We start from the raw sequence: 19679 nt of genomic DNA, 5'->3' as shown, positions 1-19679 counted from the left end.
AAATGTGTCATTGAAACATACAATAACTTATATTATTATACCATAAAAGCGGACAATATACAGTATTGTCCGCTTATTTATGATTGTTAATACGTCATATTGTAGCAATAATCCTTATATACTAAATTTATGAAAATTAGTAATAATAAAGTAATACATCATTCTTCCACTACTGAAGCCCCTTGCGAATCAGCCATTAAGGTGTAGGTTTTATTCTCCACACCATGACAAGTAAAAACATCACCCATAGCTTTTGCCACGGCTGCTACGGACTCTTTAGGAACATAGGCAATCAATGTAGAACCAGATCCACTAATAGTCGATCCATAGGCACCAGCCATTTTAGCTGCCGCAAAGACTTCATCACAATGTGGAATCAAAGTTTTACGGTATGGTACGTGTAAATGATCCTCTAAAGCTTCACCTATATTCTCCAATTGATGAGTTATCATACTAGTTACTAATAATGCTGCATTACCAACATTATGAGCCGCTTCCTTAAATGGTACATGAGCTGGTAATACGGAACGCGCATACTCAGTAGAAACAATTATCTCTGGCACTACTACAGCAAAATGGAGTTCCTCTGGTACAGTAATTACAGTATTTAACACTTTATCCTTTAAGCCCTTAGCACAACAGAGACTACCATAAATCGCTGGTGCCACATTATCTGGATGACCTTCCATACGATTCGCAATAAGGAGTAGTTCTTCTTTGCTCAATGGTTTAGATACTAAAGCATTAGCGAGTAACAGACCACCAACAATAGCTGTACTACTACTTCCCAATCCACGAGATGGCGGAATCATAGTGTCAGATTGAATGTGACCATGAATAGCTGGTTCTTGTGCCTTTGCAAACAATTGTTCCATGGCAAAACCAATGAGATTTTTAGCAGGATCTTCCTTCTCAAGGAGATCAGCACCAAAACCAGTAAATGTATAACTATATGCTTTAGCACTTTCATCTGGGGTAAAGGTAAAATAATTATAGAGTTGTAATGCTAATCCTAGGCAATCAAATCCTGGGCCACAGTTTGCACTTGTTGCAGGCACTTGGACCTTTACTTGATTCATAGATTAGTCCTCCATAATACGAATAACACTGCTCACTTTTTGAACAGAACGTAAGCTATTAAATGAATCAATCAAATTCAAAATATATGAACGCGGGCATTTAGATGTGACTACTGCCAAAATAGCTTTATCTGGATGATCATTACGTTGAGCTACAGATAAAACAGAAATTTTTTGTTCTGCCATTTTGCTTGCAATTTTTGCCAAAACACCAATTTTATTATCTACTACAAGACGAATATAGTAGCTAGATTCGATTTTACCTGGTGCATAAATATTTTTTTGATCAAAGTAGAATGGTTTCAATCGACCTGTAGCGTTGTAATCTATATTTTTAGCTACTTCCATGATATCACTCACTACAGAACTGCCTGTTGGCAAACTGCCCGCACCACGGCCATAGAACATAGCATCATCAATACCATTTCCTTTGATATAAATTGCATTATAAGATCCACGTACTGCTGCCAATGGATGTTGAATTGGTACAAATGCAGGGTACACATTAAGTGATAAACCTTTATTCGTTTCCTTAGCGATACCTAACAGTTTAATGTTATACCCAAAATCCTTACCATAGGCGATATCAGTTTTATCAATTTTCGTAATACCTTCTACGGTCACATCTTCAAAGAAAATACGACGGTTAAAGGAAATAGACGCTAAAATAGCCAATTTACGTGCAGCATCAAGACCTTCTACATCAGCTGTTGGATCAGCTTCTGCATAGCCCAACTCTTGTGCTTCTTTTAATACCTCTTCATAGCCCAAACCTTCATCGGTCATTTTAGACAATATAAAGTTTGTTGTACCATTCATGATACCTACGAGTTCAGTAATTTTATTACCACCTAAGGAATCATATAATGTACGAATAATAGGAATTCCCCCTAATACAGAGGCTTCAAATCGTAAATCAACATTATTTTTGCTGGCTAAATCAAGTAAATATGGACCAGCTTCAGCCATTAAATCTTTATTGGCTGTAACAACATTTTTACCAGACTTTAATGCTTGCTCCACACAGTCTTTAGCAAATGTTGTCCCCCCCATTAGCTCTACGACCATATCAATAGAGTCATCTTGCAAAACATCATTTACATCTGTTACATATGTTGTATGTGCTGGCAAAGTAATATGACTATATTTATCTGGATTACGTACAAAAATCTTCGTAACTTGTACATCTACATTTGTTCTATTAGTAATTAATTCATAATTGTCTTTTAATAAATTGAAAGCACCTTGTGAGACGGTACCAAAACCTAATAAGGCAATCTTAACAACTTTCATAATGTTCCTACTCTCTAATATAATATATGTTTATCACATATGACCTTTTATTAAGCTCTAATCCGATATTATGGTTAAACGAACCCAATTCAAAGAACTAAGTACTTATACATTGTGAAATTACGCTTGACCTAATATTTCAACACGAATAATCCCTTTCATAGAGCGGATTTCATTTAATACATCTTCCAATGAACCTTGTAGTTCTTTTGTTTCAAAGGAAATACTCACGTTAGCTATCCCCTGCAATGGAATGTCTTGATTAATCGTTAAAATACTGCCGTTACGATCTGCAATAGTTTTCAATATACTAGATAGCATGCCTGACTCATTAGACATAGACACGGTAATACTTACTATTTTACCTTGAGCAATTTCAAAGAATGGAAATACATAATCTTTATATTTATAATAGGCAGAACGACTCAAGTCCATTTTTTCAACGGCTTCATTAATCGTTTTAACTTCACCAAGCTTTAAAATTTCTTTTACTTTGATAGTCTTTTTAATCGCTTCTGGTAAAATATCTTCTTGTACAAGATAAAATTTGTCTTTTTTTGGTTTAGCCATGAGTTTACCCTTCCTTACTTGAATCTGTGTTAGCCTTAGCTACAAATTGACTGCCATATACAGAGAACACTGCATACATACCTATAAAAAATGGTACATATTCTGCGATGACACGCCATGCTACAGCTACAATACCAACAGTCCCCGTTGGCAAAAATGATGAAAATAAAAATACAAATAATCCTTCTGCTACGCCAGCACCACCGGGTGTAGGAGCAAAGTACAAAATTAAATTCAATAAAATCATACGATCTAAAATCTCAATGATTGGAATTGTTGTAGAAAAAGCCCACATTAGAGCTGGTACAATGCTATACAAAAACAGGAGACTCAGTCCTGACTCAATAAATACCAGTAATGATTGCCCAGGGCGTTTATATAATAGACCTAGACCTTCATTTAATGTATTTAATTTAGATAGCCATGCTTGTGGATCTCTCTGTTTTAATAGATAGGCCACCCATAATATAAAGACTTTCATATAACGAGTTTGTAATGCATAGGTTCCTATACAGACAGCTAGTAATGCTAAAAATGATAATATTAATAATACATCTCTAGAAATATAAGGAATCTCAATAGAATCGTGCATGAATACAAATGGTAGCATCACAATGAGGAACATAATAGAGAATACAGTTCTCACTAATACAATGGGTGTGCCTTTCCCCAAAGGTAATCCATAACTCCTCAGTAATAACACTTGTGCTACGGCACCACCACTTGCACCAGGTGTTAACATAGCCATAAAGTAATTGCTGAATATGACACGTAATACTGCAGGTATCGACAATTGATAACCACCAATTTTTACTAGTCGTTGCAATCTACGTCCATCAAAATACATACCTATTGTCAAAGCTACTAAAGCTAATACAATTGATTCCCCATTAAAGGATTCCAATGATTGCAAAGAATTGAAATCGATAGTGAAATATATGGTGGCTCCTGATACAGCAAGCAATAGCCCCAACATAAACAAGCCTCGTTTGACCATTTTACTCATTACAAATCACCATAATTAATGAGCTCAATATTATGTTGCTTTATAAATAAATAAATGCGATTAGAGCACATGGCTGCCATTTCCTGCTCCCATTGATAATTCCAATGGTATTTTCGACCTAATATAGCATTGCTCATACCAGGATGTGTCATAATTTCATGACTAGCCTGCTTATTATTTACTTGTTTTAATATTTGGAATAAACTGCTCTCGTTGAGTTGACCACCATTGACCATGCCCCAGAAATAACGAGTACATTCGATTCCATTATTACGAGCTATAGTGAAAGCTTTCGCCGCCACTGTAGACAAACCCGCCTTGCCAACAATTCGTACAGGATTGTATATACCATTCAAGAACGATAATCTTTCCTCGGGGATACGCATACGAGTTATGTGATGTTCTCGCATACATTCCATAACGATAGGCAATACGGTTGGCAATACGTGCATATGTTGATGCCCATCTGCATGAGTAATGCGAAGTCCACTTTCTACTATTTTATTAAACTGTGCCTTAATCTCTTGACGAAGTTCAGCATAATTAATCTTTCCTAAATATATACGTTTCATTAATTCTGTATAGGTTTCAGGAAAAACACCATCCTTCGTTAACAAGCTAGGTACATCCTTTAGATTACTTACGGGGCGGATCCCACCCACCAATGCTACATGGACGCCAATCCCTAAATTTGGTAATGATTGCGCCAAAGAAACTGCATCATTAAAAGCATTTCCACTTGCCAATAATGAAGTACTCGTTACAATGCCATTAGTATGACATTTGACGATAGCTTCATTCACTGATGGATGCAAACCAAAATCATCGGCATTCACTATTAATCTTGACATAATAACCTTCTTTAACCTTCTTTTCAAAAAAAAGAGAGACCTTTATGTTCTCTCTAAAAGGATATATGTTATTGTACCAAATACAAGTACTGTTTGCAATACACAAAATGATAAAAAGTACACTCCATGCACACTATTTTAGGTAAGCTTTTCTGCTTTTACTATGCTCCATATACGCTGTGAAATTAACTTGTAAGACTCACCTGTAACTTCGCTAATTCGATGAATATCATCAAACTCAATTGACTCATTCACTAGGTTACCTTGGTACCTAGATTGTTTGATGTGAACCTGAAGCCCTTTATAGTACACAATTTTAAATGTACGATCACAAATTAAACGGTCCATCTTAGTATAGCGAATACCAATTGTTGTAGTATGTTTAAAAATTAACTCACGCATCATATCGAGTAAGGTTTCAGCACATAGAACAGATAACAAAATACCTGGACGTCCTTTTTTCATAATGATAGGAGTTAGCCAAGCATCATTAGCACGAGCTTGTAAAAAACGTTCTAATAGATGACTATAATGTTCAGGATTCATATTATCGATATTCACTTCGATTTTAATTAATTGATCCTCCATAATGGGACTCCTACCTATTATCAAATACAATACATTTTAAACTCTATTCATACATATCGGTCTATACTTCATATATATAGGTCTATACATTTTTAAATATAAAGCAACTTAATTTACCGTTGGCTATTAATCATATGTGCTAAACGGCCAGCGCCAAAACCATTGTCAATATTTACAACACCAACGCCTGCAGCACAGGAATTTAACATGGCTAATAAAGCTGCTAAGCCTTCAAAATTAGCACCATAGCCTACAGAGGTAGGTACAGCAATCAATGGCTTATTCACTAGCCCACCTAATACACTGGCAAGCGCCCCTTCCATACCTGCTACAGCAATGACAACATTGGCTTCTTGAATAGAATCTAGGCGCTCCATTAATCGATGAATACCAGCTACACCAACATCATAGACACGTAACACCTTATTGCCCATTAACTCCGCTGTGAGTGCTGCCTCTTCTGCTACCGGCATATCACTGGTGCCTGCAGTAACAACAGCAATAGTTCTTTCACCATTGCGATTGATAGGATTACGATTGACATAGAGGATACGACTCATTTCATCATATTGAACATCTGGAATGTGTGGTTTTAAAGCCTCATATATAGAGATTCGCGCACGAGTTCCCATGAATGTGTCGTAATGTTCTTGAAGGGTCATAAATATATCGACACATTGTTGATCCGTTTTTCCTTCACAATACACGACCTCTGGAAAGCCTTGTCGCTCATTACGATCCAGATCAATAATCGCTCCATCTAATTGTACAGATTTATTCGTATCCATTATTTACTCCAAGATTCTCTAACTTTATACAGGCACAATGCAGAAGCAATTGACACATTTAGGGACTCAATATTTCCATACATAGGAATTGTAATCCTATGTTCACAAGCCTCTAAAATTTTCTGTGACACACCATTACCTTCATTGCCAAGTACCAATAATGTAGCCGGTGCATAATCAATGGCACTGTAATCTGTGGCTCCATCTAAAGTTGTAACATAAGAGGTTAAGCCGTATTCTTCCAACACATATTGCACATCATCTGCATCAAGACCTTCATATATAGTAATTTCATTCAAAGCACTCATAGTACTACGAATAGTTTTGTCATTATATACGTCTACAGTTCCTTTAGTAAGAAATATCGCCTTTGTCCCTGCCGCTACGGCTGTACGAATAATCGTACCAAGATTGCCCGGGTCTTGTATACCATCTAGCATAAGGTACAATCCCGCTTGTTCTTTAAAATTATTTATATTATGGACTTGTTTTTCTGCAATGCCCACGACCCCTTGACCATTCATGGTGTGATCTAATTTTTCAAATAATGGATCTTGAATTAAGAATCGTTGAATATGTTCTGTTGACGGTAATTTTATAAGCTCTTGAATCGCTTCATGTGGCAAAGATGATTCTCTAATACCGATAACCTTTAATTGACCACGCTCTGCCAAATCACGAACACTACGAACACCTTCCACCATATATTCCTTATATTTATCACGATTTTTACGTTGTTCAAGACCAACCATTCGCTTTAATGTACGATTATCTTTGGACTGTATATATTCCATTTGTACCCCTTGCACTATCTAAATTTCACTATAGAAAACCTAGAACTCTTCTATACATATACATACAAACTTGATTCTGTGGCTCATCATATAGAACACGCAAATTTATATTGAATGCTGATGTTCCCACAATGTTTTAAATTTACCGTTCATGTTCATCAATTCTTGGAATGACCCAGTTTCTACGATGGAGCCATTCTCTATCATATATATAGTACTCGCTAATTGAACGGTAGACAAGCGGTGAGCAATATTAATGATTGTTTTTTCACCACGAATAACCTCTATACTTTTTTGAATTTGTTGTTCTGTATGACTATCTACATTAGAGGTGGCTTCATCGAGCAATAAAATTGGTTTATCCTTAATTAATGTTCTGGCAAATGCCAATAACTGTTTTTGTCCCCCTGAAAGTAGAGATCCCAAATAGCCTACTGGTGTATCATAGCCTTCTGGTAAATTTTTAATCATTTGATGTAAGCCCACTTTACGAGTAGCATCAAACATGACTTCATCAGATAATCCATCCTCATAAAGGGCTAAATTTTCACGAATACTACCTTTAAATAAATGAGCACTTTGAAATACATACCCCATGATACTACGCATCACACTGCTATCATAGTCAGACATATCGATACCATTAATTAAAATACGACCTTTAGTAGGCGTATGAATACCCATTAACAAAGAGAGTAGTGTTGATTTACCGCCTCCAGATGGGCCTACGATGCCAACAAATTGCCCTCCATCAACCTTAAATGTAATATCTTTTAATGCATATGTATCATTATGGTCATAGGAAAACCATACATGATCAAACTCGATACTGTCGATGTGATGCCAATCTAATGCATGATGTGTAACAGGTTCATCTGCTTCCTCTAAAATTGGAACTAATCGTTCTGCCCCAGCTAGTGAACTTTGTAAGGAATTGTATTTTTCGGCAATTTCTTTCATAGGTTGGAAAAATTTATCCATATATTGAATGAAAGCAAATACAGTACCCGCATCTGTGACGGAATCAAACCAATTTGTTACACCAAAAATAACAATGAGAGCTACAAAAAACAAAGCATCAACGATAGGTCTAAAAATTGAGAACGTTGTTACCTCAAACAACCCAGCTTTCAAAAAATCACGATTCACTGAATCATATCGAGATTCGATAATTTTTTCGCCCACATAGGTTTTAATGATAACAATGTAATTTAATAATTCCTGAATAGATGAATTTGATGCAGCCACAGAGGTACGAACAGCACGAAATGCGCGTCGTGCATATTTTTGATACATCCAAATAATGACAGCCATCACCGGTAGCAACATTGTCATTACCACGGCCAATGTTACATTAATAGCATACATTGACACCAAGATACCAATGATAAATAAGCCACTGCTGATTAGCTTTAATACAACATCGGTATATAGTGTACGCAAAGCCTCCACATCATTAGTAACACGAGTGACCCAATTCCCCAATGGCATAGCATCAAAATCTTCTTGCGATTTATGGATTATGCGCTGGAAAACCTTATTACGTATATCAAAAATAATACGCTGTCCAAAGCTTTTGAGCATGTAGTTTTCTATAAATACGATGATAATACTTGCAATAATAGATATAGTATATAAAAAGGCATAGTGGAATACACGCTCACCATCCTTTGGCACAAACCCTTCATCAATAACAAGTTTTGTTAAGTAGGGACGTAATAAATCCAGCCCCATAGCTATAAATAAAGCAATAGCTGCTATGATTAATAAATGAGATTGTGGCTTTATGTATCTGCCTAGATAGGATAACAAGGCTAGATCTTTAGATTTTGATTCTTTCACGCCTGTGCTCCTTCTTGTGCAGTATATAATTCTGCATACAAACCATTCAGTGCCATTAAAGTATCGTGTGTGCCTTCCTCGACAAGTTTACCTTCATCAACAACTAGAATTCGGTCAGCTTGCTTTGTTACTTCCAAACGCTGAGAAATGCAAAGTATAGTTTGCTCTTTAACACCACGCAAGGATGTTAATACATTTGTTACCGTTATAGGATCCAAAGCAGAGAAACAATCATCTAACAATAGATAAGACGCATTTTTATAAAATCCTCGGGCAATATTAATACGCTGTTTTTGTCCTCCTGATAAATCCTTACCATCTTCCTTTAGAATTTTCAAAGGATCGTCTAGCTGTGCCCCTAAATCTCTATATAAATCCGCCCTTGTTGCAGCTTCCCGAACAGAAACGTGAGGTAATGTATCACTACCGAAAGTGATATTGTCTGCAATACTAGAGCTCAGTAAATATGAATTGGATGGCACATAGGCAATACTACGACGCAGTTGTCCTAAATCAAGATCCATTACATCATGACCAGCAATAAACAAGCTATCTCTTTCAGCAGGTTGTAACTGCAATAGCAATTTAAAGATAGTGGATTTTCCAGATCCAGGTTTCCCAACGATGCCCACAAATTCCCCAGGCTGTATTGTTGTAGATACATCCACCAATGCAGGCGACTTAGAGCCTTCATAGGTAAAATGTAAATGCTGTAACTCAATAGGTGCCAATGGTATTAATTCAGTTTCAGTTGTTTCCGATTCCTCGGGCAACTCCATAAATTCACGAATTCTATCTGCTGAAGCGAGGCCCTTTTGTGTAATAGACGCCAATGCACCTAGAGCCATCAGCGGGGCTACAATCATCATAATATAGGAATTAATACTTACAAATTGACCAACAGTCATCATATCTTTAGTCACCAATTGACCACAAATATACATACCAATAGACATACAAATTAATGGTGCCGTCATTGTAAGAGGGCTAAGGAATGAGTCATATTGAGCTACAGTCATATTTTTATTATAGTTTTCTTCGTTAATAAGGCCAAATCTAGATTCTACGGATACTTCCTTGTTGAAAGCACGAATAATAGACACCCCTTGGAACAATTCCTGTACGAATTCCGTTAAATCACTATATGTCGTTTGTGCTTCACGTTGCTTACGACGCATAATTTGACCTAATCCAAATACAATGGACAAAATAAGCACCATGGGTGTCATAATTTTCGCCGCCAACAGGGTATCCATCTCATTAATCAACACTACAGATCCAATAATGGTAAAGAATATTACATCAACTACAATCATCATACCTAATCCTAAGGCTACACGTAATGATGTAACATCATTTGTCATTAAAGCCATTACTTTACCTGGCCCATTTTTTTCATAATAGGTTGTCTTAATTTGTAAAGCCTTACTACATAGAGCTCGTCTAAAACCAAATTCCATTTTACGAATGGATCCTAGCAATTTACGACGAGACCAGAACTTCAAGATTGTAATAATAATCATAAGTCCAAAGAAATATCCTATATAGCCCAAAAGACCTACTTTTCCATTACCTAATGTATCAATAGCATGGCCAATTAATTTTGGAACCCACAAAAAAAGCAGATTAATTATGATAAGCAATAGAAGGCCTAATACATAAGACCATTCTTCCCCCTTCATAAATCGATACATCATTTGAATAATCTTCACAAAAACTCCTTATCGGCTACAATCAGCCGGCTAGTAACACATTTTATTATAACTATTTATATGATTCCATTATTTTACAAAATCATATAATGTATAGTAACTTGTATATATTAATTTTCACTTATTATAGTAACATTAATGGAATTATTTATCCAACGACTATATCGAAAATATTAGTTTACATATTAACATAGCAGTGCTATACTAAATTTAACGATACAGTATGTATCAATTACTATTGAATACTAAATCTCTTAGGAGGAACAAAAACATGGAAAAACGTACTGGTGTAGTAACATTTGCAGGTGGTCCTGTCACTTTAGTAGGCCCTGAAGTAAAAGTAGGTCAAGCAGCTCCTGACTTCACTTTATTGGACAATGGTTTAGCACCTAAAACTTTAAAAGATTTCGCAGGTAAAGTAAAAGTTATCAGCGTTGTACCTTCTCTTGATACAGGCGTATGTGACGCTCAAACTCGTTGGTTCAACCAAGATGCTACTAAATTGTCTGATGACGTTGTAGTATTGACTGTATCTATGGACCTTCCATTTGCTCAAAAACGTTGGTGCGGTGCTGCTGGTGTTGAAAATGTTGTAACATTATCTGACCACAAAGACGCTTCCTTCGGTGAAAACTACGGCTTCTTAATTGAAGAACTTCGCCTATTAACTCGTGGTGTTGTTGTTATCGATAAAAACGACAAAGTAACTTATGTTGAATACGTACCAGAAGTTACTCATGCAGTAAATTTTGATGCTACTATCGAAGCTATCAAAGCTGCATTATAATATTTAACATTATAAGCATTAAAAGCCCTCTCTCGAGGGCTTTTTTGATAACAATAAGTGAATTATAAAATGAGGAAGATCCCTTTTTGTACTCCCTATATATCGCACATAGATTGAAATGCACTAGTCGAAATTATCAACTAGTGCATTTCTCTTATACTTTTTCAGGCTTTTTCATTTTTGGATTTTTTTAGTAAAATCTGGTTCGTTATGCATTTTATCTTTCAATGTTTGTTTTGTTGAGAACCAAACAACTTGATTAATGTAATAACGAAGTTCGTCATTCTTCACTTGCTTTTGTGTTTCTTCCATAATCGTAGTCAAACGATTATATGCGTCTGATTCAAATGCTTCATTTTGTAAATCAGATTGCTCTGCTTCGTACATGGACTGTCGCATCTTGTCAGCCATACCACGAAGAACATTATACCCATAACTATTATTGAAGGTTTTGTTTTTCTTATCGTAAGGAATTACATCGTAGTTATAATATTTAGTTTGACGATTTTCACCATTCCAGTTATGCGACCTTTCATAAAAATGAACACGTCCAATAATATTTTCATCGAACTCATAACTATAGGAATGATAAAGTTGTTGATCTTTACGATTTTGTAACTGTTCTGCTATAGATTCTAGGTAACATTATTGTCTATTTCAAACCTCTTTTCAAAAGGCGTCTTATAGCCATTATAGCTATGAGGCCTATTATGGTTATACCATAAATGCGCAAACTTAGAAATATCTGCTTGTAAATGTTCAGTACTAAAATACTGATTAGTATTAATCAATTCAGTCTTTAATGTATTAAAATATCGTTCCATTGGGGCATTATCATAAGGACAACCTGCAGCACTCATACTTTGTATGATTTTTTCTTGCTCACAGAATTCTACAAATTTTTTCGAGGTAAATTGGACGCCTCTATCACTATGAAGAATTAATGATTTTGGTTTCTTTTTAGCAAAGCATAAAGCCATTTTAACCGTATCAATCGCTAACTGTGTAGTTAAAGCATCCGAAGTAATACTGGCTACTACGCAACGATTATATAAATCTATAATTGTACAATTATATTGCTTTATACCTTGGATTGTAGGTAAGTAGGTAAAATCAATACACCATTTTTCATTAGGTTTTGATGCTGAAAATATTCGTTCAATTTTATTATGCCTTGTTGCACCAATAGTCGATACATCCTCCTATATCCTATGACACCTTTGTGTTCTAAATATAGTTAAGTTATTTTAGCCTGTACTAATTGCCGTTTTTCTTGACTTGGTGTTAATATTCCATGAATATAGCGATAATAACAATCTCTCCCCACATGGCAACGTTTTCACCGTACTCCAAAAACTGATCCATCCTCAACTATGAAATTCAACTTCTTTACATGATTTCCTTCGAGAAGAATGCTGCCGCTTTTTTTAAGAACAAAATTTCCTTTTCTTTTTCTGCCAGTTGATGTTTTAATAGAGCAATTTCCTTGTTTAAGCTATACTCAGCATTACTATTTTTGTCAGAGCATTCTTCACGATATTTCTTAGTCCAAGCATTAATCGAGGCTTTACTTACACCGTATTGCTTAGATATGGATGATATGGATTCACCTTGTAAATGTAGTTGAGCTATTTGTTTCTTGAATTCAGGTTCATATACTTTAACCATATAAATCACTCCTTGTTTTTAGTATACTCCTTTAAACAAGTGTGTTACCTGAAATTTATAGCAGTACACTTTATACATCATTCATAAAATGCTTACGAAAACAACTGATGTAGAATAAACTCCATATCCTACATCAGTTGTCATTGCCTAACAATTTTAAAACCATACTTCTATTAAATTTTTATATCCCATACCTCACTTCCCCACAGGTATAACCTTTACATATGTAATCCTCAAGGATCTTTATTTTGAAACCACAAGATAACAAGAAAGATCACACCATCCTTCATGTTATCCCATCATTATATGATGAACGAAAATCACATATTTTTAAAAGTACACCTAACTCATTCACATTTAACTTCTACTTAATGTTATCAAATCTCAATATATTATGCAACATTTTCCTCATATTTTATTCATTTATTGTTTTTAATTATGAATTATAATTATCTGACAAATTTCTTACAGACATCTCTACTGCCCAATGCTAACCTAATTTTGTTAGTCTATATGAACATAAAAGACGTTACTCACCTCAACTAGCTGATGTGAGTAACGTCTTTTTATTTCAACTTATATGCATTTTTAGCAGGAAATTACTTTTCCGTTTCATATCAAATTTATTGAATATCACTTAAGTTATAATTCAATTTCTAACTTTCTTCCCGTTGGTTGATATTGTACAATGGCTACCCCAGCGGTCATAAGCATGCGTTTAGATGCTTTTACCTCTTTGGTATCTTTATACAAATCATCGCGATAAATTACGGCCTTGATACCACTTTGAATGATAGCCTTGGCACATTCATTACAGGGGAACAACGTTACATAGATTTTACTGCCCTCAAGGGAGCCGCCACGATAATTCAAAATTGCATTGAGCTCACTATGCACTGTATAGAAATATTTATTATCCTCCGTTGTATTCCGCTCCCAACTAAATGCATCATCACTGCAATTTAGAGGCATACCATTATAGCCGATGGATAGAATTTTATTATCACTGCTCACGATACAGGCTCCTACTTGTGTATTAGGATCTTTAGACCGTTGTGCCGCAAGAATAGCAACGCCCATAAAATATTCATCCCAACTAATATAATCACTGCGTTTAGCCATACTGTACACTCCTCGTAATAATCTACCATCTAATGCCATATAATTTCATATATTTCTATCATATAACTTAACTGTCATATACAGCAGCTAAATTATATAATATCTCTTATCTATTATACTTCTTCATGTAATTGTTTTCTATCTTTATTGTTCGGATTTAGTTTGTACGTTCCATAGAGAATAGCAAACCAAACTGGAATTGCATATGGCACATTATGCATACTTTCAGTAAACCACATAATAACAGCCACACCAAACAAACATGCAAGAGAGATATAGTTCACAATTGGATAGCCAATAGATTTAAATTTCACCTCTGCCATACGTCCCTCGCGTTCCATTTTCTGACGGAATTTTAAATGCGTCAAAATAATGGTCGCCCAACACATTAATATGCCAGCCACGAAGTAAGATAATAATAACATAAATATCTCACCTGCAGAAGGATAAATAAGAGATAGGAATACAATGAACAATGTTAACCCCGCTGTAAACAGTGTACCTACCACTGGTACGCCGTGTTTAGATAGCCTTAGGAACATTTTAGGTGCATTCTTTGCCTTCGCCAAGTCGTATAGAAATCGAGGATTACTATACATAACGCTATTATATACAGACAATGCAGAAATGAGTACAACGAAATTCAGAATATGTGCCACCGCAGGAATACCAATGGATTCAAATATTTGAACAAATGGACTCGCGTTGAGGCCTACCTCATTCCATGGAGATAGTGTCATGAGCACTACCATAGTACCGATGTAAAACAGCATAATACGGATAACAATTTGATTGATGGACATAGGAATATTCTTTTCAGGATTCTCCGCCTCCCCAGAGGCAATGGCTACGAGCTCGATACCGGCAAATGCAAAAATAACGATCACAATGGATTGTAACAATCCCCAAATTCCATTCGGCATGAATCCGCCGTAATTCCATAAATTATGGAAATTTTGTGGAAATGGTCCCATTTCGGCGAAAGCAATGTACAAACCAAATACGATTATCAAAATAATGGCAGATACTTTAATGAGGGATGATACAAATTCGGTTTCACCATAAAATCGCACGTGCATAGAATTAATACCAGCAATTAATATAATACAGAATAATGACGTAGCCCACGTCGGAATGTCGGAAAAGCAAAATGCAAGGTACACTGTACAGGCTGCTACCTCGGCCATACTGAGGAGTAGATATATAATCCAATAATTCCAACCCAATAAATACGCCGCAAAACCACCGAGATATTTATCAGCATAATATACATAACCCCCACCTACTGGTTCGTGCACTGTCATTTCACCAAGCATACGCATAAATATGAATCGTAAATTGTAGAATGAAATTGAACACTAAAACTAAATAAAAAGATCCATAGGATTGCATCAATGGTAAAATTAAGTTACGACACAAAATTAACCGGAGGCAATCACTATGGACTACCTAAATAATACCATTAATACCCTACCTCGCGAAAGAGGACAACACTTAAGATTTGAAGATCGATGCGAAATCAAAGCGCTCCATAAGCAAGGTTACTCTTATCGCCAGATTGCAAAAGCACTTAATTGCTCACCTAGTACTGTGGGCTACGAATTAAAACGTGGCACTGCAACTAAGACGACACATCGAGGCAGACCAACAGAGTATGTACCTAGTCGAGGTCAAGCCGTTTACTATGAAAACAGAAAACGTTCTGGTCGTAAACAGCGCATTACGTCTGAAAGGCCATTTGCTATTTGGGTTGCAGAGCAAGTTAAAAAAGCTAACTGGTCATTAGACGTATGTGCTGGCTATGCTAAGAAGCATAATCTGTTTACTGAAGAGGAACTTGTATGTGCTAAAACGCTGTATAACGCCCTTAATCAATCACGCCTACCATTATCCCTATTCGATGTACCAGAACTGCTTAGTCGTAAAAAATCAAAGCCTAAACAAGCAAAGAACGTACGCATCTTTGGCCGAAGTATTGATGAACGACCAGATATCGTTAAGCTACATCTTGAGATTGGTCATTGGGAAATAGATACTATCGTTGGTAAGCGTAAAGGTAAAGAGGCGGTGGTACTAACTTTAGTAGAGAAAGTAACGCATAAATTCATTGCTATTAAGATTCGACGTAAAGATGTAGCATCCGTAAAAGCTGCTTTACGTAGTCTCAAAATATATTATGGATCACAATGAAAGTCCCTTGGGTATGATACGCCTGATGATTTATTTGAAGCTTATTTAGATACCGTCTATGCAGCTTAAATTATTTGGTTAAAGGTGTTCAATTTGAACTTGCAATTTTAGGAAAAATAATGAATGGGAATTTGCTGGCATCTTTGCAGATGATGGTATCTCCGGTACAAACACTAAAAAACGTGACGAATTTAATCGTATGATTGCAGCGTGTATGGACGGTAATATCGACATGGTTATTACAAAATCCATCAGCCGATTTGCACGTAACACCCTAGACTGCCTTCAATACATTAGACAGCTCAAGGATAAGAACATATCCGTCTATTTTGAAAAAGAAAACATCAACACTATGGATGCTAAAGGTGAGGTGCTACTTACCATTATGGCATCTCTAGCACAGCAGGAAAGCCAGAGCCTTTCACAAAACGTTAAGCTTGGTCTACAGTACCGATACCAACAAGGAAAGGTGCAGGTCAACCATAAACGATTTATGGGCTACACGAAAGATGAAGATGGGAATTTAATTGTTGTCTCCGAAGAAGCTGAGATTATCAAACGCATCTACCGAGAGTACCTTGAAGGTCAGAGTCTAGTGGGTATTGGTCGAGGTCTTGAGAAGGATGGTATTTTAACAGCAGCAGGAAAACCAAGATGGCGACCAGAAACCGTTAAGAAGATCCTTCAAAACGAAAAATACATTGGAGATGCCCTCTTACAAAAGACCGTTACTTTAGATTTTCTAACCAAGAAACGAGTGAAGAATGAAGGTCATCTTCCCCAGTATTATGTAGAAAATAGCCATGAGGCGATTATTCCTAAAGAGTTATTTTTGCAGGTGCAGGAAGAGATTCATCGAAGAAGCAATATCTACACAGGAGAAGTCAAGAACAAACGAATTTATAGTAGTAAGTACGCTTTAAGTGCCATTACCTTCTGTGGAGATTGTGGCGATATTTATAGGAAAACCTATTGGAATATTCATGGCAGAAAAGAATTTGTCTGGCGATGTGTGACTAGAATCGAGCAAGGTCCTGAGGTCTGTAAGAACCGAACCGTAAAAGAAGATGAACTCTATGGTGCTGTAATGACCGCAATTAATAAACTGCTTGCAGGTGGCAACAACATGATAAAGACCCTGGAAGAGAACATTCATGCTGTGATTGGTGAAACGACAGAATACCAAATTTCAGAGATTAACAACTTACTGGAGGAAAAGCAAAAAGAACTCATCAAGCTGGCTAATAAGGGTCAAGATTATGAACATCTAGCAGATGAGATTGATGAGCTGAGAGACAAGCGACAGCTCCTTTTAGTAGAAGATGCCTCCCTCAGTGGCGAGAACGAGAGAATCAATGAGCTGATTGAATTTATCCGCAAGAACAAATTCCGCACCTTAGAATATGATGATAAGCTTGTAAGGAAGATAATCCAGAGCGTTACAGTCTATAATTTTCTTAAATCAAGCCAAGGCTTTTCGGGCTCGTATCCTATATTAGAAAAAGCATCTATAGTAGGGATGATTTTACTTATAATGATATCAATTTTTAGATTTTATAAAAACAATTACAAAATTATTCCTACCACTTAAACTTAGTTTTTCTATTAACATATTTTATAAGATAATAAAATACAAGCCTAAACGAATAGGCATAGGAGGGCAACGTGGGAAATTCTGTTTTATGGATAAGAAATGATTTTAGATTTCATGATAATACCGCGCTTATTAGTGCTATCAATGACATAAAAGATAATGAAAATCTTATATTTATATATCATTTAGATCCTGAGCTAATAAAGATTGAAACGACAAGTTATGCTTATTTTTTTTCTTCGTTGAATAGCTATTATGAAAGTTGTTTAAAAAAAGGTCTGGATATTTATTTTTTATATGGAGAAATTTTAACTTGTTTTGATACACTTCTCAATGAATTTAGTAACATAGACAAAATATATTATAATATTATTGAATGCGGATATGGGAAATCTCAAGAACAAAAGTTGAATAGATTCCTAAAAAGAAAAAACGTTGAAGTTTTCTCATTTTATGACCATCATTTACACTCAGCAAACAAAGTATTGAAAGAGGACAATTCTCATTATAAAGTTTTTACACATTATTATAATAAATGGATGGGTAGCAAAAAACCTGAAGAACAGAATATTGATTATGCTAAACTATCTGAGATTATATTAAGCGATTTCAGTAAAAAAGACCCTATTGGTAAAGAAAAGTTTATTGAATTAAGAAATCTTTTGAATAATGACTTTTCTATGTTTATAGGAGAAGAGAATGCTAGAGAATGCCTTGCTGATTTTATGAACGCTAAACTTTGTAGTTACAACGAAAATAGAGAATATCCGTTTCTTGATGGAACAAGTCATTTATCGCATTATTTAACAACAGGTCAGTTGTCTGTCAGAGAAGTATTCAATGCTGCAACAATGATGCCTTCTTCTCTGGGAAAAGAAATATTTATTAAAGAGCTAGCCTGGAGAGACTTCTATAATATGATATACTATTTTCATCCAAATCAGCACAATGAAGAGATAATTGAAAAATATAGATGTATTAATTGGGAATATGATGAGGGAAATTTTATAAAATGGAAATCTGGACTAACTGGATTCCCTATAATAGACGCAGCAATGCGCCAACTTAGTGAAGAAGGTTGGATGCACAATCGTCTTAGAATGATCACCGCTTCTTTTTTAATTAAAGACTTACTGATTGACTGGAGGCTAGGCGAAAAATATTTTTCTGAAATGCTCATAGACTATGATATTGCCTCTAACATTGGCGGGTGGCAATGGGCTGCATCTGTAGGAACTGATGCAGTCCCTTACTTTAGGATTTTTAACCCAATCACTCAAAGTAAGAAGTACGATCCTGAAGGTAAGTTTATAAAAAGGTATGTAAAGGAATTGGAAGATATTCCAACACAATATATACATGAACCCTTTAAATTTAAGAAACAGCTAGAAGAAAACTACGGTATTGATATAAAAAAATTGTATGTAAGCCCTATCGTAGATCATAAAACGCAAAGACAAAAAGCGTTAGAAATGTTTAATATATAAATATTTGGAGGAAATGAAGTGGAACCAAAAATCTTAATAAGTAAGTGTTTAGGTTTTGAGAATTGCAGATATAATGGTGCTATTGTACAATTCGATCTATTAGATAAAATGAAAGATCAAATTGAATTTATTCCACTGTGCCCTGAGATAGAAATTGGTTTAGGATTACCAAGAGAAAGTCTGCGTTTAAAGTGGACCCCATTGTCAAGACCATTTTTTGCTAACATTTAAGTTTGGTCAAAGGCTAGTTATAAAAATATACTTCTGCTGGCTTTTTATAATCCAAGCTTTGGTGATACCGTTCATTA

Annotated in this window: 19 protein-coding genes and 2 pseudogenes; 6 read left to right on the top strand and 15 right to left on the bottom strand. The window is 35.6% G+C overall.

Translation table 11 applies throughout. The features are described 5' to 3' along the window. Positions 1-158: 158 nt before the first annotated feature. The 10 genes from thrB to RVY80_RS08695 all read right to left on the bottom strand — a co-directional run bounded on the left by thrB (position 159) and on the right by RVY80_RS08695 (position 10523). Complete coding sequence (thrB, locus tag RVY80_RS08740; protein WP_295189775.1) at positions 159-1079, bottom strand: homoserine kinase; 921 nt, start codon at positions 1077-1079, stop codon at positions 159-161. Positions 1080-1082: 3 nt separating this feature from the next. Beyond that, positions 1083-2372 (bottom strand): homoserine dehydrogenase, encoded by a 1290-nt coding sequence (locus RVY80_RS08735; protein ID WP_295189773.1) that lies wholly within the window; start codon positions 2370-2372, stop codon positions 1083-1085. Positions 2373-2492: 120 nt separating this feature from the next. Further along, positions 2493-2942, bottom strand: coding sequence for an ACT domain-containing protein (locus RVY80_RS08730; protein WP_295189771.1), 450 nt, complete (start codon positions 2940-2942; stop codon positions 2493-2495). Positions 2943-2946: 4 nt separating this feature from the next. Further along, positions 2947-3948, bottom strand: coding sequence for a lysylphosphatidylglycerol synthase transmembrane domain-containing protein (locus RVY80_RS08725; protein WP_295189767.1), 1002 nt, complete (start codon positions 3946-3948; stop codon positions 2947-2949). Next, complete coding sequence (locus RVY80_RS08720) at positions 3948-4799, bottom strand: ChbG/HpnK family deacetylase (RefSeq protein ID WP_317330278.1); 852 nt, start codon at positions 4797-4799, stop codon at positions 3948-3950. The genes RVY80_RS08725 and RVY80_RS08720 overlap by 1 nt, the downstream gene beginning before the upstream one ends. Positions 4800-4937: 138 nt before the next feature. Beyond that, on the bottom strand, positions 4938-5411 hold the full coding sequence (gene larC2, locus RVY80_RS08715) for a nickel pincer cofactor biosynthesis protein LarC2 (RefSeq protein WP_295189761.1): 474 nt from the start codon (positions 5409-5411) through the stop codon (positions 4938-4940). Positions 5412-5500: 89 nt separating this feature from the next. Beyond that, positions 5501-6175, bottom strand: a complete 675-nt coding sequence (larB, locus tag RVY80_RS08710) for a nickel pincer cofactor biosynthesis protein LarB (protein ID WP_295189758.1) — start codon at positions 6173-6175, stop codon at positions 5501-5503. Continuing rightward, positions 6175-6969 carry a TrmH family RNA methyltransferase gene (locus RVY80_RS08705; protein WP_295189755.1) on the bottom strand — a complete coding sequence of 265 codons (795 nt, stop codon included), beginning with the start codon at positions 6967-6969 and terminating at the stop codon, positions 6175-6177. The genes larB and RVY80_RS08705 overlap by 1 nt, the downstream gene beginning before the upstream one ends. Positions 6970-7074: 105 nt before the next feature. Continuing rightward, positions 7075-8811, bottom strand: coding sequence for an ABC transporter ATP-binding protein (locus tag RVY80_RS08700; RefSeq protein ID WP_295189752.1), 1737 nt, complete (start codon positions 8809-8811; stop codon positions 7075-7077). After that, a complete protein-coding gene (locus tag RVY80_RS08695) occupies positions 8808-10523 on the bottom strand; it encodes an ABC transporter ATP-binding protein (RefSeq protein ID WP_295193745.1) in 1716 nt (571 codons plus the stop codon). The genes RVY80_RS08700 and RVY80_RS08695 overlap by 4 nt, the downstream gene beginning before the upstream one ends. A gap of 271 nt (positions 10524-10794) precedes the next feature. Here RVY80_RS08695 and tpx point away from each other — a divergent pair, with 271 nt between their 5' ends. Continuing rightward, a complete protein-coding gene (gene tpx, locus RVY80_RS08690) occupies positions 10795-11310 on the top strand; it encodes a thiol peroxidase (RefSeq protein ID WP_317330277.1) in 516 nt (171 codons plus the stop codon). A 174-nt stretch (positions 11311-11484) separates the two neighbouring features. Here tpx and RVY80_RS08685 read toward each other — a convergent pair whose 3' ends face one another. The 5 genes from RVY80_RS08685 to RVY80_RS08665 form a co-directional block, all read right to left on the bottom strand. After that, positions 11485-11721 (bottom strand): hypothetical protein, encoded by a 237-nt coding sequence (locus RVY80_RS08685; RefSeq protein WP_317330276.1) that lies wholly within the window; start codon positions 11719-11721, stop codon positions 11485-11487. A 224-nt stretch (positions 11722-11945) separates the two neighbouring features. Further along, the gene (locus RVY80_RS08680; protein ID WP_317330363.1) at positions 11946-12497 is read right to left on the bottom strand and encodes an IS3 family transposase; all 552 of its coding nucleotides are present in this window, start codon (positions 12495-12497) and stop codon (positions 11946-11948) included. Positions 12498-12699: 202 nt separating this feature from the next. Beyond that, a complete protein-coding gene (locus tag RVY80_RS08675; RefSeq protein ID WP_317330275.1) occupies positions 12700-12978 on the bottom strand; it encodes a helix-turn-helix domain-containing protein in 279 nt (92 codons plus the stop codon). Positions 12979-13620: 642 nt separating this feature from the next. Then, positions 13621-14100, bottom strand: a complete 480-nt coding sequence (locus RVY80_RS08670; protein ID WP_295188055.1) for a deoxycytidylate deaminase — start codon at positions 14098-14100, stop codon at positions 13621-13623. A gap of 113 nt (positions 14101-14213) precedes the next feature. Beyond that, positions 14214-15422 (bottom strand): amino acid permease, encoded by a 1209-nt coding sequence (locus RVY80_RS08665; protein WP_317330273.1) that lies wholly within the window; start codon positions 15420-15422, stop codon positions 14214-14216. Positions 15423-15540: 118 nt separating this feature from the next. Between RVY80_RS08665 and RVY80_RS08660 the strand changes: the two are divergent. The 5 genes and pseudogenes from RVY80_RS08660 (at position 15541) to RVY80_RS08645 (ending at position 19602) form a co-directional block, all read left to right on the top strand. After that, positions 15541-16359: pseudogene (locus tag RVY80_RS08660) on the top strand (IS30 family transposase). Positions 16360-16414: 55 nt separating this feature from the next. Continuing rightward, a pseudogene (locus tag RVY80_RS10285) lies at positions 16415-16747 on the top strand (recombinase family protein); the annotation flags it as partial. Between the two features lie 36 nt (positions 16748-16783). After that, positions 16784-17881 carry a recombinase family protein gene (locus RVY80_RS08655; RefSeq protein ID WP_459350135.1) on the top strand — a complete coding sequence of 366 codons (1098 nt, stop codon included), beginning with the start codon at positions 16784-16786 and terminating at the stop codon, positions 17879-17881. 74 nt (positions 17882-17955) lie between these two features. After that, positions 17956-19371 (top strand): cryptochrome/photolyase family protein, encoded by a 1416-nt coding sequence (locus RVY80_RS08650; RefSeq protein WP_317330271.1) that lies wholly within the window; start codon positions 17956-17958, stop codon positions 19369-19371. A gap of 18 nt (positions 19372-19389) precedes the next feature. Continuing rightward, positions 19390-19602: a DUF523 domain-containing protein gene (locus RVY80_RS08645; protein ID WP_317330270.1), complete on the top strand. Its 213-nt coding sequence runs from the start codon at positions 19390-19392 to the stop codon at positions 19600-19602. Positions 19603-19679 lie beyond the last annotated feature (77 nt).

Origin of the sequence: Veillonella absiana (genome assembly GCF_032970865.1) — a bacterium.
In the GTDB taxonomy this organism is placed as follows: domain Bacteria; phylum Bacillota; class Negativicutes; order Veillonellales; family Veillonellaceae; genus Veillonella; species Veillonella absiana.
The sequence above is the reverse complement of the archived record's forward strand: the minus strand, read 5'-3'. Positions and strand labels throughout refer to the sequence as shown.